Below are 14221 nucleotides of genomic sequence, written 5' to 3'. Positions count from 1 at the left end.
CATAGCGGCCGCAAGTGCACCTGCAAATACTTTTTTCAATCTCATGGTAACACACCTCTATCTCAGTTTTGAAAAAACAGTTAGCTTTACCTAACAATTGGCGCAAAAAATACAGGGGAAAAACCCCTCAGATGGTTAGGCAAAACAAATTCGCGAAGTAAAAATAGCACTCCCACCGGGCGTTGTCAAGCAGAAACAGACAAGTTTACAGGGACGAAATTTTTTCGATGCGGGAAACGTTTTGCCTCCTCTATGCCGCAGGGGAAGCTCCAATAACGAAATCTTTTTCAAAATCTCCGAAAATGCCTGAACTTCTTGACAGAGGAGACGGCAGGGCGTATTATTTTGGTAGAAGGATCGCTGAGAAGCGGCTTTTTATAAGGCTGGAAGTTAGCTGAATCTAACTTATCGGTGCGCGCGTGGTGGTTAGGCAAATCTAACTATAAAAGGAGAGACAGCAATGCGAGCACGCAAGAATTTCTGGGACAGAAATGCAGGTCTGTATGACTGCTTTATGCGAAAAGACAGGGCAGTATACGAGAAAATGTATGAGCTGATCCGTCCGGTCGTGAAAGACAAAACAGTGCTGGAGGTGGCTACCGGAACGGGACTGATCGCCAAGCACATCGTAAAAGCAGCGGCACACATCGAGGCGACGGATGCCTCTCCGGAAATGATTGCAGAGGCCAAACGGGGGAATTACTCTGCGAAGCTGCGTTTTTCCGTGCAGGATATGTTTTCTCTGCCATACGCGAGCAAATCATTCGATGCGGTAATCGTATCAAACGCACTGCACATTGTGCCTCAGCCAGAAAAATCACTGCGAGAGATCAAACGGGTGCTGAAGGATGACGGTGTGCTGATTGCGCCTACCTTTACGCACGCAGAAAACTCATTTCTCGGTAAGATCAAAGCCTTTTTCATGAATCTGGCAGGCTTTCCTCTCCACAGCAAGTGGACGAGTGAAGAATACCTAAAATTTCTGCAACAGAATGATTGGACAGTGCGGAAAAGCGCTGTTCTGAAGGCGTCCTTCCCGCTGACCTATGCGGAATGTGTGAAATCGGAGGTGTGATAAGATGTCATTTTTTGAGAACACCAGAAAGCCTGTGGGGCTTGGCGGGAAAATCATGCTCGCCATGATGAACCTGGGGCACAGTCCTGTGGCACGGTGGGGACTTCGCTTTTTGGAGCTTACTCCGGACGCCAAGGTGCTGGACTGCGGCTGCGGCGGAGGGGCGAACATCATTTCTTTGGCGGCGGCATGGTGATCGGCCCCGATAAGGGAGACCTGCCTGTGATACGCAAGCTCTGCCGCGAGACCGGCTGTGATGTGTGGTTTCCGTTTTACCCGCTCTGCATGGAACACTGCATTACTGAAACATACGCGATGGTGTACGAATGTTATCGAAAAATGATTACACTGTACGGCGGCGGAAATGTCAGCACCTGTGGTTTTTCCTCCGGCGGTGCGCTGGCTCTGGGGATCGCGGCGCACAACAACGCGCAGCCCGAGCCGCTGCCGCAGCCGAGACACATCGTCGTTGTATCCCCCGGCGAGGTGCCGTGGAACGATGCGGAAAAGGCGCGGATGCAGGCGCTCAATGAACGGGACGTCTCCATCGACTATGCCTTTATGGTGACAGTGGAGAAGTTCATGCGGCATGGCTGTAAGAATGTGCCGGACTATATGCTCTCCGGCTCCCGGGGAGATTTTACCGGCGTAGGCGATATTCACTTCTTCTATTCTGCTGACGAGGTGCTCTACGGTGCTTTGCCGGACTTTGAGGAAGCCTGCAAACGGGCAACTGTCCCCTACACGGTGTCCGCCCGCCCGAAGATGGTGCATTGCTACTGTATGCTGCCGATCTTCAAGGAGGCAAAGGAGGACTTTGCGAAAATCGTGGACATTTTGAAAAAATGAGATCGGAAACGGTCGTGTGATGATTGAAACGCGGAGAGAAAACCATGGAACGAAAAGAGGCCATTCGCAGCGCATACCGACTGACAGGCGAAAGCAGCTTTTATGACGGCATGATCACCTGCTCTAAGGCAACGGCGGCGAATGTCCACGATGTGACCGAAACATCCAAGCTGCTGACGGGAGACGAAAATGAAGTCTACGGTGGCAGCGGCTATCTCGGCGCGGAAAAGCGCGAGGATGCCGTCGTAGAAAACAAATCCGGACGAAAAATCCGGTACAAGATCAACCTCCGTCCGTCCCAGATAAAGAAACTGAGCAAAGAAGAACAAGCAGTCGTCAAAGAAGCGGAACACGCAAAGTCATCTGTACGAGCAAAAGTGGAACACGTATTCAGGGTCGTGAAGAAGCAGCTACGCTTCCGAAAGACACGATACCGAGGCCTTGAAAAGCAGAAGGCCAAATTCAATATCATGTTCGCTTTAGCGAATCTGATTCTGGCTGACAGGCCCTGCCTGGCAGCTTGAGTCAGTGCGCTCATGCGAGCAAAAATAGGGAGGAACACCAAGCTTCTTTGCCGAAGCAATAGATATTTGTCAGATTTCAGCTGTTGTGCGGTGTTGCCCTAATACTTATTCAACGATTTGAAACATAGAAGGTGAGATTTCGATGGCAAAGAATAGAGATAAAAAGAAGCGCCGCTGGCGGCTCACGGTCATCATCGTTGCTGCAGTTTTTGTTGCCGCTCTCGGTATTTATAAGATAAAGAGCAGCCGCACAGATGCAGACCTTATCCTTACAATCTCCGAGCAAGGTTTCGAAGGGCATTTCTATGATTCCGGGGAAAGGGAAAAAGCAGTTATTACCTTCTCGGGCAGTGAGGGCGGTTCCAAAGCCAGTGATACCATGGCCTGGTATTATCAGCAGCATGGTATATCTGCGCTGGGCGTGACACTTTTCGCAGGAAAAGAGACAGGAGAAAACCTGGACCGTGTCCCTTTGGAGTATGTGGAAAACGCCATTGCATGGCTGAAAGAACAGGGCTTTGAAAAGATTGCCGTTGACGGGATTTCCAAAGGATCGGAATACGCCCTTCTGGCAGCATCGCGATTTGACGACATCAGCTGCGTGATCGCCCGTGTTCCGTCCTATTTTGTCAGTGAGGGTATGATCGGGCGCAGTGGCCCATCGGGGACTTCCTGCTGGTCATATCATGGGGAGGAACTGAACTATACACCATACATAATACGTGATTTCGATATTTTAAAGCAGTTGCGCACGTATGGGGAGTTAAATATCCTTTCCTATAATACAGGAAAAGACGTCACGGATGAATCGATCATCCCTGTGGAAAACATCCGTGGTCCGATCCTCCTCATATCCACCGAAGCGGATACGGTCTGGCCTTCGACGGAACAGGCCGCGCATATCGTGAGCGATCTGCAGGAGCACGATTTTCCTTACGAAGTAAAAAGTTTGACTTATGAGAAGATCAGTCATTTTGCGATCCCCATGCGTAGCAACACGTGGCTTCTGAAGCTGATGTTCCGATCTGAGCGACGATTCCCGGAGGAGTGTGCCGCGGAACGCACGGATCTGTCGGAGCAGGCGGTCGATTTCATTCAAAATCACTGGTGATCAGTCGATGCCGAAAGAAGAGTAACGGTCAGGAGGAACAGTCATGAGTCTTACATCTAGAATGAATAAGCCCATCAAGTCGTTTCGCCAGGCGTATGCCGGAGGCGGACATTACCTGTCTCGATTATTCGCCCGATATGATGAGGCAGGCACGGGAAAAGGCTGACCGCCTGCACCTGAAAAATGTAACCTTCCGGCAGGGAGATGTGGGAGCGCTTCCCTATGCAGACGACACCTTCGACATCGTTTTGCCGCTGAACAGCTTTCATGCTTTTCCGGACAAGGAAGCCGCTTATCGGGAGGTTTTCCGGGTTTTGAGACCCGGCGGGACATTCTGCGGCTGCTTTTATGTGATGGGCGAGCACAAGCGGACGGATTGGTTTGTCCGGCACGTTTATGAAAAGGCAGGTTTTTCACACCGCCCTATGAGACGGTTTCCAGTCTGAAAGCACGGCTGGATGGAATGTATACGGATGTGGACATGGGAAACCTGAAAAGCATGGCATGGTTTGTCTGCCGAAAAGCGGGTTAAATCTGAGATGGTCTCATGCACGCAAGAAAGAACAAGGAGGGAGGCAATCAGATGAAGGACAACGAGCTTCTATTCGACCGCAAAAGCCATGTGCTGTATTCCAAGCCTTGCAAGAAAGAGATACGGGCGAAAATCGCCCTGCACTACCCGGAAGTGGAGCGGGAGGCGATATGGGAACAGGTACAGCGGCAGTATGTGGACTTCCTCTCCGACTGGCGTACCGATTTGGGCGGCAAGCGGAACTTCCACAACGGCGTAGGCGGCACCTACGACTGCATCGCCATCCTGAGCTATTATGTGGTCTGCAAAGCCGCTACTTCATTCCGTGAAATTGAAGAGATGGAGAAAAATCTGATCCTGCCGACCTTCCGCAAGCTGAAATTCGTGGACTGCAACAAGCCGTTCTGGAGGAAGCTGATGTACAAGGCGTTTGTTCGTGCGAAAAGCGGCTGCGACAAATGGCACGATTACGAGATGTCGGTTGCGCCTTATGAAACCGACAAGCCTATTTATTATGAATTTACAGCGTGCCCGGCAGCGGAGTTTGCCATCCGGCACGGCCTTACGGATATTATGCCCGCCCTGTGCAATGTGGACTATGCGTCCATGGAGCTGCTCCACGCAAAGCTTATACGGGCGACTACCTGCGTGAACGGCTGCCGATGCGACTATACCATCTGCGGCGATCAGGACCCGTATGTAAAAGAACATCCCGAATATCGGGATGAGGCGGGCTTCAGGAGGAATCGGTAATGCTTTTACAGGTGATTTTGGAAGGCATCGGGCTGGGCGTTCTGCTCATTTTGGTTTGCGCCATCGGTATCCGCAAGGGCGCGGTGGGCATGGTGCATCTTTACAGCCAGGAGGTGCAGGAGCGGTGCGTAACGCTGGGACTTACAACACACGCGAAAATCAAGCGAAATGCTTTGATTTTCAAAGCTGTCTGCGTCCCCGGATACATCGCCTATGTGCTGGTATGCGTCTATGCGCTCAACGGCGCAAAGGGCTTCGTTCAGGGCTTTTGGCAGCTGCTGGTCATACTGTCCGTTATGAATCTCATAGACCGATTTTGGGTTGACGGCTATTGGGTAGGACATACGAACGCATGGGAAATTCCGGGAACGGAAGACCTGAAACCCTACATTACAGCCAAGGATAAGGGCAAAAAGTGGCTGTTCGGCACAGTTGGTATGGCGATCATTTCGGCAGCACTGGCGGCGATTATGATGCTTTTTATGAAAATATGAGGTGATAGAAATGCTGTTTCAAACATATGGCGATAGGAGGAATCCTGCCGTACTGTTCTTTCATGCAATGGGTGTGACAGGAGCGAGCAGCGAACCGATTGCGAGGTATTTGCAGGATCGATATTTCTGCATCTTGCCCACCTCCACCGTTTACTGCGAGGGGCAGAAATATGTCAGCAAGGCGGACGAGGTTCGTCAGGTGGAAGAATACCTGAAATCGCAGGGGGTGGAACGCCTTGAACTGGTTGTGGCTTCTTCGATCGGTGCTGACCTTGCCATGGCGTTTTTGACAGGCACGAAGCTGCCCATCGGACATGTTTTCTTTGACGGCGGGCAGTTTGCACAAATCGGAAAAGGTACGCGCCGCATGATGACACCGTTTCTGTATCTGGCCATCAAGAGCATGTACTGGTCAAAGGGCGGCACATTGAAAAAGATCCTGTGGTGTGACGATGATTCCATAAAGCCGTATTTTATAGCCGCAGGGAAAAATCTGACCTACACAAATTTGCGGCGACAGATTCTGGACAGCCTGGAGGATAAACCCTTTCCAGCACTTTCCGAAGAACTGCAAAAGCATCTCTATTTCGAGTTTGGCAGCATAGAAGATCATTTCAAATACCGTCAAGCGGTGATAGAAGCCTATCCCTGCGGCAATTACCCCATATTTGAAGGATACGATCACATGCAATACCAGATTCGTGATCCGAAGGGCTTTGCTGAAATGCTGGCATTTATCGCTGCGCAGGACGGTATGCCGAAGCTGCCGTTTATCAGAAAGTGAGAGGACCCGATATGAAATACAAAATCGAGAAAAACACCGTGCAGGAGACGCTGATCCTCCCACTGTATTCCCGGAAGCTGTGCACCGAACTGTACCCAAACCTTTATCTGGACGAGACAGCGGTGCATCTGATTGACCAGATCGACTACGACTTTTCAGAGGCAGAGAAAAACTCCCGCAGCCTGATGCAGCGGTTCGGTGCGCTGGAGGTCGCCATGCGGCAGAATGATCTTGCGTGGGAGGTACGGGCATACCTGAAAACGCACCCCTGCGCGGCAGTGGTCAATCTGGGCTGCGGGCTGGATAACACCGGCAGAGCCTGCGACAACGGCAGATGCAAGATCTACAATCTGGATTTCCCAGATGTGATCGCCTTGCGGCAGCAGCTGCTGCCCGCCGGGGAGCGGGAGCAAAACATCCCCTGCGACCTGAAAGACCCCGCATGGTTTGACAAAATCGATGCCTCCGGCGGGGCGGTATTTTTTGCCTCCGGGGTGTTCTATTACTTCCTGACCCAGCAGGTCAAGGCGCTGGTGCAGGGGATGGCGGACGCTTTCCCCGGCGGGGTACTGGTCTTTGATGCCGCCAACCGAACGGCGGTAAAGATGATCGCAAAAACATGGCTCAGAACGGCAAAAATCAAGGATGTGGGGGCATATTTCGCAGTTTCGGATGCGAAAAGCGAGCTTTCCCCATGGGACAGCCGTTTGCAAGTGTCCAGCCGGGGCTATATGCTGGGTTACAACGATTTGAAAGACCCTTCTGTCAGCGGCTTTTTCCGTTTCCTCGCCAAGGTCGGGGACAGCAGGATGAAAATGCAGATCGTAAAGATCGGATTTGGAGGCAAGCTATGAAAATTCTGGTATATGGTGCAGGCGTTCTGGGGTGCAATCTGACAAGAAATCTGCTGCGCGCCGGAAAGGATGTTACCCTGCTTGCGCGAGGAAACTGGGCAGCGGAGATCAGGCGGAACGGCCTGCGGATCAAGGACAAATTTTCGCTCCACACTTCGGTCAGCCGCATTCCGGTGGTGACGGAACTTGCACCGGATGCAATGTACGATGTGATCTTTGTGGTCCTGCGCTATACACAGCTGGATTCCGTTCTGGACACGCTGCGGGCGAACCGGACGAAGAACGTCGTTTTTGTGGGGAACAATGTGCAGGCGAGGGCGCTGGCAGCGGCGCTGCCGGGGAAGAACGTCCTGTTTGCCTTTGCGCTTTCTGCGGGGCATCGGGAGGCTGACCGGGTGGTCTCCATCGACCTGAAAAAGATCACCATCGGACAGCTGCCGGGTGCAATCTCCAATAAACAGCTGATTGGGCGCATCTTCCACGGCACAAAATATAAGGTTGTTTACGAGCCGAACATGGAGGACTATCTGCTCTGCCATGCCGCGTTTGTGATGCCTGCGGCCTTCGCCTGCTATAAGACAGACGGCGACCTGAAAAAGCTCAGGGGAGATACTGCGTACCTGAACCGTGTGCTGGATGCCAACATCGAGGGATACCGCGCCATCCGAGATGCCGGGCACGCCATTCTGCCCAAAGCGGATGTAGACTTTGAAGGGGAAAAGTACCGCAAGACCTGCCTGCACTTTTTCAAGCTGATGTGCGCTACCTCGCTGGGCAAACTCTGCGCCTCCGACCATGCTATGAACGCCATCGACGAAATGAGCGCGCTGAACCGGGACCTCAAGAAATTTTTTGATGAACATGGCGCAGCCTACCCGGTATGGCAGGCACTGGAAACGGAAGCCGGGAGGTACCTGCAATGAAATACGCTGGAATGCCTTTCGGTATGTGGGCTCTGTTTGCACCGTCGTTCCGAAAGCAGCTGACCGCTGTGCTGGGCTATGATGCAGCCACCGCAAGAGCTATCACGAAAAAGGCAAAGCCGCAATACCGGCAGATCATCCGCAGGCTGCCGGAGTTTGAAAAAGCGGACCGCTTCAAGATGAACATCGTCAACTGCGCAATGCTCGGCGCGTTCATCCTCTCCATGCCGCAACGTCCGGAGGTGGACAGGCTGACGGATTACTACGCAAAGTCCATGATGACAAAGCCCATGCAGTGGTTCTGCCGCAAAAGCGGAAAAAGCAAGTTTACCGCAAAGGACATTGCCGCCATGAAGGCCACCGCTGCTCTGAAAGCCGCCGACCGCAACCCCTATTCGTGGAACATGGAATTTTACGAATACCCGGATGGCAGCGGCTACGAGGGACGCTTTACCAAATGCGGCATCTGTGTGCTGATGAAGAAGCTGGGTCTGTACGACCTGACCCCCGCTTTGTGCCATCTGGACTACACCATGAGCGAAGCGGGCGGTGTGACAAATTTTGTGCGGCAGTATACCCTTGCCTCCGGCGGATCCTACTGCGACTGCGGGTACAAAAAGAAGGGGTGACGGACGATGAAGGTGAAGGAAACCTATCTTTCCCGTGACTTTCGGGAGACTGCGGCGCAACGCTTTCCTGCGCAGGCAAAGCAGCTGAACGCCGCTTTTGATGCACGCCTGAATGCGCTGCTGGCTGAAAATGCGGGTGCAAGCAAGGAAAAGCAATACCACCTCAAGCGGCAGATCTTGCCGGGCATTGCGGCCTACGAGACCTTGCAGCGGGTCATGCCGAAAGAGGAGGCACTGCAAACCGTTCACGGCTATGTGGAGCGGCTGGCGAGAACGAGCCACAAACAGCTTGCCGCCCTGCTGCACATACCGGGGCTTTACCGCCTTGTTCCCGACGTTTTCGTCAAATCCACCCGGAGCGTTTTCGGCCCGGCGGCGGGCTTTGCCCCAAAAGAACTGCAGACCGGTAACGGCGTCTGGCGTGTGGATATGATGAAGTGTCCCTATCACGACACCTGCATAGAATACGGCTGCCCAGAGCTGTGCCGCTGCTTTTGCGACAGTGATGACATCAGCTATACCGGGCTGCATCCGAAGCTGATCTGGGAGAGAAGCATGACGCTGGGGCGCGGAAATGACCGCTGCGATTTCTGCATGAAGGTCAAAAAATAGCGGGGAGGCAGTTTGGTATGAAAATCAAACGATTCGGCAATATAGAGGGAAAGACCATGATGCTGCTGCACGGAAATCTTATGTGCTGGCGGCAGTTTGAGGATTTGATCCCGCTGCTGGAAAGGAAATTCTGCGTGTATGCCGTCAGCTTCGACGGCTTTGATGGAACCGGTGAAACGACCTACACGACTGCCCGGGATCAGGCGGATAAGTTGGCCGCTTATATTGAAAAAGAGCGTGACGGACAGTTGGATCTGCTTTTTGCAGAGTCGCTGGGCTGCGGACCGGCTGTTTTTCTGAAGGCTTCCCCAACTGTTCAGATCGATCGGATGATCCTCAACGGGCCGGAGTATCTGGATTTCGGAGTGCTGAATCGACTGATTTTGAAGGTCATGCCGCAAAAGCAATATCGAACGGCACACGAAAAGTACATGCCTGCATGGGCGCTGCGCTTTATGGGGCAGACGGAGCAGGGAATGCAGACTATGCTCCGCCGTATCCCGGATCATATCAGCTTGGAATCCGTCCGGGCCACTTGGGAGGCAGGACTTTATCTCTATAGAACGGACTTTTTGGTACAGCCCGATGCAAAGGTCGCCTGTTGGTACGGAGAAAAAGAAGGGCACATGAAAAAGGCCATCCAGCGGCTGCGAACGGCATATCCGAGCCTGATCGTCCGCTGCTTCCCCGGTTTCGGCCATGGCGAGATCATCAATCATCCGGCACTGCTTGTGTCGGAGATGGAGCACTTTCTGACGGATGGCGGGACAGAGAGATGTGCTGAAGGATCAGGAAAGTGAAATACAATGAAAGTTACAACATTAGACGAGAAATCCATCCGTGATATCGGCCATGCCTTCGGCTATTATGACTATGAAGAGGAAACAGGAATGTCCGCTGCCTTTTCCGGGAAAGAAGCCACGGCAAACTATATCTGCGCTTATGTGCGCGGGGTGCTGCGGGGCGGCTTTCTGCACACCACCAGCGAGCGGGGCGAGGGATATATCGCCTACAAGCTGCCAAAGGAGAAGATGGGACTCAAGACGATGTGGCCCATCGCCTGCGGAATGCTGCACAACTCCACCCTGAAGCGCCTTTTGCAATTTGGTATTGCCATCAAGCGGGGCGGGGCTTCCCTGCAAGACCGCATGGACAAGGAAAAGAAACCCTACATTTTCGTTGGACTTGTCTGTGTGCGGGAACAGTATCAGGGGCAGGGCTATATGCGAAAGGTGCTGGACCTTGCCTTTGCTGAGGGCGACCGGCTGGGCGTGCCAGTGATCCTGGAAACGGATGCAAAAAGCAAGTGCGACAAATATGTCCATCTGGGCATGGAACTTGCCGGAGTGCGGGACATCGGCGAATTTGGAAAGCTGTATGACCTGATCAAAAAACCGGACGCGGAAAAGCAGCAGTCTGTCAGTACGGAGGCATCAACATCAAAATGAAAATCACGGTTCTTGTAACGCTCATGGTATTTCTGGCATACTTTCTTGTTTTATACGGCGGGGTGGGTTTCATTCAGGACAAGCGTTTTTTCTCATCCGCACCAAAGGAAAATCTGGACGCAATCCCCGATACAAAGGAACGATTTCCCGGCGCACATAGTATCGGCTGGGTGATTGAGATCATTGCCATCCTGCTTTTTCTCGCTGCGGCGGCACTAAGCGTATGGGACGGCGTCAGAAACGGCTTCGGCTTCCTGGACTTCTTTGTGCGGTTTCTCGCCGTGCTCTACGCCATGGAGATCTACGACATCATTTTCTTTGACTGGGTGCTGCTGTGTCACTCCAATTTCTTTCCGCATTTCTATCCGGAGCTGAAGGGCGTGGTCGGTCCGCATATGTTCGGCTATAACAAGCGAACACATATCCGGCACTTTGTGATCTACATTCCCGCCTCCGCTGTGGCAGCGTGGCTTTGCGCACTGCTTTGAGGACGTGTGACAGGAGCAATAAATTTTTGGAGGCAGAGATTTTCTATGCGTGTGATAAAAAGTCCTGCATGAAAAAAGAAAAACAACAGAAGCCCATATCCAGTAGCTTCAGCAGGCGGGGAAACAGGGTGTCCGATATACAGCGATGATGCCAGATGCCCGATTCGCACGCAGACTGAGAGGAGAAAAACAATGATCGTACTGCAACTGCTGTTTTATTGTCTGCTGTTTACCGCAATGGTAAAAATCGCTGTGATCGGCGGTGCTGTCAATGGACTGTACTTTTATCCCAAGGAGGTGCAGGATCGCACCATCGAACTGGGACTGATCGACCGCAATACGATGAACCGGAAACGAAAATGCTTTATGATACCGTTCTTTATCGTGATGCTTGCTGCTCTTGTGCTGATCATCGGCTTATGGAACGGGGCTTCCTCCTTTGGTGAGGCCTATTGGCAGGCGCTGCTGTTTCTTGAGGTTATGAATATCTATGACGGCGTTGTAATCGACAAGCTATGGGTCGGGCACAGCCAGTTTTGGGTGCTGCCAGGGCTTGAAGATGCGCCGTTCGTGCAGATCTGGAGGCAGGTGCTGAAAAAGCGAAGCATACTGGCGCTGATCTGGGTTGCGGGAGCGGCAATTGTCGGCGGTATTGTCCATTTGATTTTCTAAGAAGTTGGAAATTGCCCAAATGAAAAGCAGAATCATGAACTGCAATCGGAGGCAAAAAAGATGAAGAAAGAAGAACCGAAACAGTTCATCCACTGGTGCATTCTTGGAGCAGTCGGATGCGGATTTATGGCTGCCGGGGACTGGCTGCTGGGATGTATTCCGCTTCAGGAAACGGACACCGGTCTTTTCAACAGAGCCTATTATCTGTCCGGCTCCTATGGGTTGTGGAGACCGATCCTTACCGTTGGGTTGGGAGCGATCGGGGGCTTTCTCTATTACTTTGTGGTAAAAGCGTTGAATGCGGACATCGACGAAAAATACAGAAAAATCAAAAACGTCCAGTTTCTGTGCGGGATATTCACCGTTGCGGTGGCGCTGACTATCCATACATGGGTGGCCACCATGGCATGGTTTGCCACCTATCTGGGGCCGCGGATCGGAGCGGAGATCCGCACGGTTCCGGGCGGTCATGTGAGCTTCATTGTTCAGGCGGAACGGTATCTTGATTTGATGGAAACATTTTTGCAGAGAAATGGAATTTGACACTTCACGTCTGCGAATCAGCAAGAAAAAGCGAATCTTCAGGAAATGAGAATGGCTATGTATGAATCACTTTTTGATCTTTCCCCGGAGCAAACTGTTTCCACGGCGATGCCCCGCACCGTCGTGTTCTCCAACGGAACGGGGAGCGGGAGTATGACCATCTGTCCACTGTTTTCGGGGGCAGAACTGTATTATAACGATATGCACCTTGCATTCTTTGAGGAAGCCACGGCACCAATGCGGAATGTCATTGAGATCAACCACTGCCGCGTGGGGCGTTACGAGTGCAGTTTTGGGGCAAATAGCTGCTGCTATCTGGCGGCAGGGGACTTTGCCGTCTGTGCAGCAGCGCGCAAAAAGTCGTCCTCCTGCTTTCCGCTGCGGCACTACCACGGCATCACCATCCTACTGGATCTGGATGCGATTTCGCCGGAAATGCGGAAACAAATGGAATGGTACGGCGTAGACCTTGATGTCATACGGCGGTACATCTGCACGGAAAACCGCTGCTGTATCCTGCGGTCAGAACCGACCATTGCCCATATTTTTTCAGAGCTTTACACAGCGCATTCTGTGCCGGACACCGGCTATCTTCGGCTGAAAGTGCTGGAGTTGCTGCATATTCTGACCCGGCTGAAAAACAGGGAAGATGTGCAGCAGACAGAGTATTTCAATCAGCATCAGGTGGAGTGTGTGAAGCAGGCTGCGGCTCTTCTCACGCAGGAACTGACAGTTCGCCGTACAATCGAACAGCTTGCACAGGAGGTCGGCCTTTCGCCTACGGCATTAAAAAGCTGTTTCAAAGGCATTTACGGAAGCTCGGTCTATGCGTATCAGAAAGAGTACCGGCTGCAGCTGGCACAGAAGCTACTACTCGAAACCGATTGCACGGTTGCTGAAATCGCCCATCGGGTCGGGTACGAAAATCCGAATAAGTTTTCTTCTGCATTTCGGGAAGCAGCCGGCATGACGCCTACGGAGTATCGGAAGATGCGTCCGATTGGATAGATTCTGTCGATTTGGTTCTTGCGCAGAAAGTCCGGTTCCAGTAAAATCAGTATCGTGATTAGTTGAAACTAACGCCGATGTTCTGATTTTGTGGAGGAAATTGATAATGCGTTTGATGAAAAGAATTCTGAGTGCAGCTGCTGTGCTAGCTCTGTCTGCTTCTCTTCTGGTTGGCTGCAGCAGCGGCACGGCGAGCTCTGTTCCCGTTTCTGCAAGTTCTGCCGCAGAAAGCACTGTTTCTTCCGTAGAAGAGACCGCCTCTTCTGCTGTGGATGAAAACGAAGCTGCCGCTGCACAGCTGCTGAACGACCTAACAGGCAGCTATCAGGAACTGTGGCCGGTGATTCTGGCGGACGAATATAAGCAGACATGGCTGGATGTTTGTACCGCTCTCGTGGGCGAGGACAATGCCGAAGCTGCTTTTGAGAAGCTGTCCTCTATGGTGACAGGTGATGTTTACGGCGAGGATGCCGTCGAGGCCTATGCAAACGGCGGCGGTGCCTACTTCTGCGGCTTTACCAACGACCTTGCGACCCTGACCTTTGACGGCGCAACTTCTACCATTTCCGGCACCGATAAGGACGGCAATGTGCTGTTCTCCCATACCTATCACTATATTGGCATGGAGCCTGTGCGTGGGCTGTATGAGTTTCAAAGCGATGATGCCGATTCCGGCGAGTTCACCTACTTCTTCCTTGCGCCGGACACCAGTGCGGAAACTTACCATATTGAGTTTCGCTATGGTTCGGATGCAGAAGCTCTGAGCCAGTACGATACAGGCGAATATGCTTACTGGCTGGCCTCCGGCATTTCCACCGACTGTGACCAGACGATGATCGACAACTGCATTGAGCTGTTCTGCACCGAAAATCTGGCGGGTTAAAACGCAGAATGTGCTGTGGAGTTGAAATACCACAGCACA

General features: G+C 52.3%; 19 protein-coding genes and 1 pseudogene. All 20 read left to right on the top strand.

What is annotated here, in order from left to right; genetic code table 11:
* Positions 1 to 460 precede the first annotated feature (460 nt).
* The 20 genes and pseudogenes from WMO44_RS10090 (at position 461) to WMO44_RS09995 (ending at position 14182) form a co-directional block, all read left to right on the top strand.
* The gene (locus tag WMO44_RS10090; protein WP_349152504.1) at positions 461 to 1075 is read left to right on the top strand and encodes a class I SAM-dependent methyltransferase; all 615 of its coding nucleotides are present in this window, start codon (positions 461 to 463) and stop codon (positions 1073 to 1075) included.
* 4 nt (positions 1076 to 1079) lie between these two features.
* A pseudogene (locus WMO44_RS10085) lies at positions 1080 to 1256 on the top strand (SAM-dependent methyltransferase); the annotation flags it as partial.
* A 41-nt stretch (positions 1257 to 1297) separates the two neighbouring features.
* Positions 1298 to 1924: an alpha/beta hydrolase gene (locus WMO44_RS10080; RefSeq protein WP_349152503.1), complete on the top strand. Its 627-nt coding sequence runs from the start codon at positions 1298 to 1300 to the stop codon at positions 1922 to 1924.
* Positions 1925 to 2034: 110 nt separating this feature from the next.
* The gene (locus WMO44_RS10075; protein ID WP_396343255.1) at positions 2035 to 2448 is read left to right on the top strand and encodes a transposase; all 414 of its coding nucleotides are present in this window, start codon (positions 2035 to 2037) and stop codon (positions 2446 to 2448) included.
* Positions 2449 to 2590: 142 nt separating this feature from the next.
* Positions 2591 to 3559, top strand: a complete 969-nt coding sequence (locus WMO44_RS10070) for an acyl-CoA thioester hydrolase/BAAT C-terminal domain-containing protein (RefSeq protein WP_349152502.1) — start codon at positions 2591 to 2593, stop codon at positions 3557 to 3559.
* A gap of 95 nt (positions 3560 to 3654) precedes the next feature.
* On the top strand, positions 3655 to 4005 hold the full coding sequence (locus tag WMO44_RS10065) for a class I SAM-dependent methyltransferase (RefSeq protein WP_316545806.1): 351 nt from the start codon (positions 3655 to 3657) through the stop codon (positions 4003 to 4005).
* A gap of 137 nt (positions 4006 to 4142) precedes the next feature.
* Entirely contained in the window at positions 4143 to 4844 is a 702-nt protein-coding gene (locus WMO44_RS10060; RefSeq protein ID WP_349152501.1) for an L-2-amino-thiazoline-4-carboxylic acid hydrolase, read from the top strand.
* Positions 4844 to 5338, top strand: a complete 495-nt coding sequence (locus WMO44_RS10055; RefSeq protein WP_349152500.1) for a hypothetical protein — start codon at positions 4844 to 4846, stop codon at positions 5336 to 5338. The genes WMO44_RS10060 and WMO44_RS10055 overlap by 1 nt, the downstream gene beginning before the upstream one ends.
* A 10-nt stretch (positions 5339 to 5348) precedes the next feature.
* Positions 5349 to 6122 carry an alpha/beta fold hydrolase gene (locus WMO44_RS10050; RefSeq protein WP_349152499.1) on the top strand — a complete coding sequence of 258 codons (774 nt, stop codon included), beginning with the start codon at positions 5349 to 5351 and terminating at the stop codon, positions 6120 to 6122.
* A gap of 11 nt (positions 6123 to 6133) precedes the next feature.
* Complete coding sequence (locus tag WMO44_RS10045) at positions 6134 to 6976, top strand: class I SAM-dependent methyltransferase (protein WP_349152498.1); 843 nt, start codon at positions 6134 to 6136, stop codon at positions 6974 to 6976.
* A complete protein-coding gene (locus WMO44_RS10040; protein WP_249252275.1) occupies positions 6973 to 7899 on the top strand; it encodes a ketopantoate reductase family protein in 927 nt (308 codons plus the stop codon). The genes WMO44_RS10045 and WMO44_RS10040 overlap by 4 nt, the downstream gene beginning before the upstream one ends.
* Positions 7896 to 8528, top strand: a complete 633-nt coding sequence (locus tag WMO44_RS10035) for an L-2-amino-thiazoline-4-carboxylic acid hydrolase (protein ID WP_249252273.1) — start codon at positions 7896 to 7898, stop codon at positions 8526 to 8528. The genes WMO44_RS10040 and WMO44_RS10035 overlap by 4 nt, the downstream gene beginning before the upstream one ends.
* Positions 8529 to 8534: 6 nt before the next feature.
* Positions 8535 to 9140 (top strand): L-2-amino-thiazoline-4-carboxylic acid hydrolase, encoded by a 606-nt coding sequence (locus WMO44_RS10030; protein WP_249252271.1) that lies wholly within the window; start codon positions 8535 to 8537, stop codon positions 9138 to 9140.
* Between the two features lie 17 nt (positions 9141 to 9157).
* Entirely contained in the window at positions 9158 to 9940 is a 783-nt protein-coding gene (locus WMO44_RS10025; protein ID WP_349152497.1) for an alpha/beta fold hydrolase, read from the top strand.
* A gap of 6 nt (positions 9941 to 9946) precedes the next feature.
* A complete protein-coding gene (locus tag WMO44_RS10020) occupies positions 9947 to 10588 on the top strand; it encodes a GNAT family N-acetyltransferase (protein ID WP_249234239.1) in 642 nt (213 codons plus the stop codon).
* The gene (locus WMO44_RS10015; protein WP_156067042.1) at positions 10585 to 11076 is read left to right on the top strand and encodes a hypothetical protein; all 492 of its coding nucleotides are present in this window, start codon (positions 10585 to 10587) and stop codon (positions 11074 to 11076) included. Before WMO44_RS10020 ends, WMO44_RS10015 begins: the two co-directional genes overlap by 4 nt.
* A 192-nt stretch (positions 11077 to 11268) precedes the next feature.
* On the top strand, positions 11269 to 11748 hold the full coding sequence (locus tag WMO44_RS10010) for a hypothetical protein (protein WP_349152496.1): 480 nt from the start codon (positions 11269 to 11271) through the stop codon (positions 11746 to 11748).
* Between the two features lie 60 nt (positions 11749 to 11808).
* Positions 11809 to 12291: a DUF6796 family protein gene (locus tag WMO44_RS10005; RefSeq protein ID WP_349152495.1), complete on the top strand. Its 483-nt coding sequence runs from the start codon at positions 11809 to 11811 to the stop codon at positions 12289 to 12291.
* A gap of 153 nt (positions 12292 to 12444) precedes the next feature.
* On the top strand, positions 12445 to 13299 hold the full coding sequence (locus tag WMO44_RS10000) for a helix-turn-helix domain-containing protein (protein ID WP_349152494.1): 855 nt from the start codon (positions 12445 to 12447) through the stop codon (positions 13297 to 13299).
* 268 nt (positions 13300 to 13567) lie between these two features.
* The gene (locus WMO44_RS09995; protein WP_349152493.1) at positions 13568 to 14182 is read left to right on the top strand and encodes a hypothetical protein; all 615 of its coding nucleotides are present in this window, start codon (positions 13568 to 13570) and stop codon (positions 14180 to 14182) included.
* Positions 14183 to 14221: the final 39 nt, after the last annotated feature.

The sequence above is a fragment of the Faecalibacterium tardum genome, assembly GCF_040096515.1.
Lineage (GTDB): Bacteria > Bacillota > Clostridia > Oscillospirales > Ruminococcaceae > Faecalibacterium > Faecalibacterium tardum.
This window is presented reverse-complemented; position numbering and strand designations above follow the sequence as displayed.

Bases quoted from the DNA above. Each gene is read 5' to 3' on its own strand.
- WMO44_RS10030 (WP_249252271.1), top strand. From the start codon at position 8,535: ATGAAGGTGAAGGAAACCTATCTTTCCCGTGACTTTCGGGAGACTGCG.
- WMO44_RS10035 (WP_249252273.1), top strand. From the start codon at position 7,896: ATGAAATACGCTGGAATGCCTTTCGGTATGTGGGCTCTGTTTGCACCG.
- WMO44_RS10070 (WP_349152502.1), top strand. From the start codon at position 2,591: ATGGCAAAGAATAGAGATAAAAAGAAGCGCCGCTGGCGGCTCACGGTC.
- WMO44_RS10000 (WP_349152494.1), top strand. From the start codon at position 12,445: ATGACCATCTGTCCACTGTTTTCGGGGGCAGAACTGTATTATAACGAT.
- WMO44_RS10050 (WP_349152499.1), top strand. From the start codon at position 5,349: ATGCTGTTTCAAACATATGGCGATAGGAGGAATCCTGCCGTACTGTTC.
- WMO44_RS10005 (WP_349152495.1), top strand. From the start codon at position 11,809: ATGAAGAAAGAAGAACCGAAACAGTTCATCCACTGGTGCATTCTTGGA.
- WMO44_RS10045 (WP_349152498.1), top strand. From the start codon at position 6,134: ATGAAATACAAAATCGAGAAAAACACCGTGCAGGAGACGCTGATCCTC.
- WMO44_RS10020 (WP_249234239.1), top strand. From the start codon at position 9,947: ATGAAAGTTACAACATTAGACGAGAAATCCATCCGTGATATCGGCCAT.
- WMO44_RS10015 (WP_156067042.1), top strand. From the start codon at position 10,585: ATGAAAATCACGGTTCTTGTAACGCTCATGGTATTTCTGGCATACTTT.
- WMO44_RS10055 (WP_349152500.1), top strand. From the start codon at position 4,844: ATGCTTTTACAGGTGATTTTGGAAGGCATCGGGCTGGGCGTTCTGCTC.
- WMO44_RS10090 (WP_349152504.1), top strand. From the start codon at position 461: ATGCGAGCACGCAAGAATTTCTGGGACAGAAATGCAGGTCTGTATGAC.
- WMO44_RS10060 (WP_349152501.1), top strand. From the start codon at position 4,143: ATGAAGGACAACGAGCTTCTATTCGACCGCAAAAGCCATGTGCTGTAT.
- WMO44_RS10075 (WP_396343255.1), top strand. From the start codon at position 2,035: ATGATCACCTGCTCTAAGGCAACGGCGGCGAATGTCCACGATGTGACC.
- WMO44_RS10040 (WP_249252275.1), top strand. From the start codon at position 6,973: ATGAAAATTCTGGTATATGGTGCAGGCGTTCTGGGGTGCAATCTGACA.
- WMO44_RS10065 (WP_316545806.1), top strand. From the start codon at position 3,655: ATGCCGGAGGCGGACATTACCTGTCTCGATTATTCGCCCGATATGATG.
- WMO44_RS10010 (WP_349152496.1), top strand. From the start codon at position 11,269: ATGATCGTACTGCAACTGCTGTTTTATTGTCTGCTGTTTACCGCAATG.
- WMO44_RS10025 (WP_349152497.1), top strand. From the start codon at position 9,158: ATGAAAATCAAACGATTCGGCAATATAGAGGGAAAGACCATGATGCTG.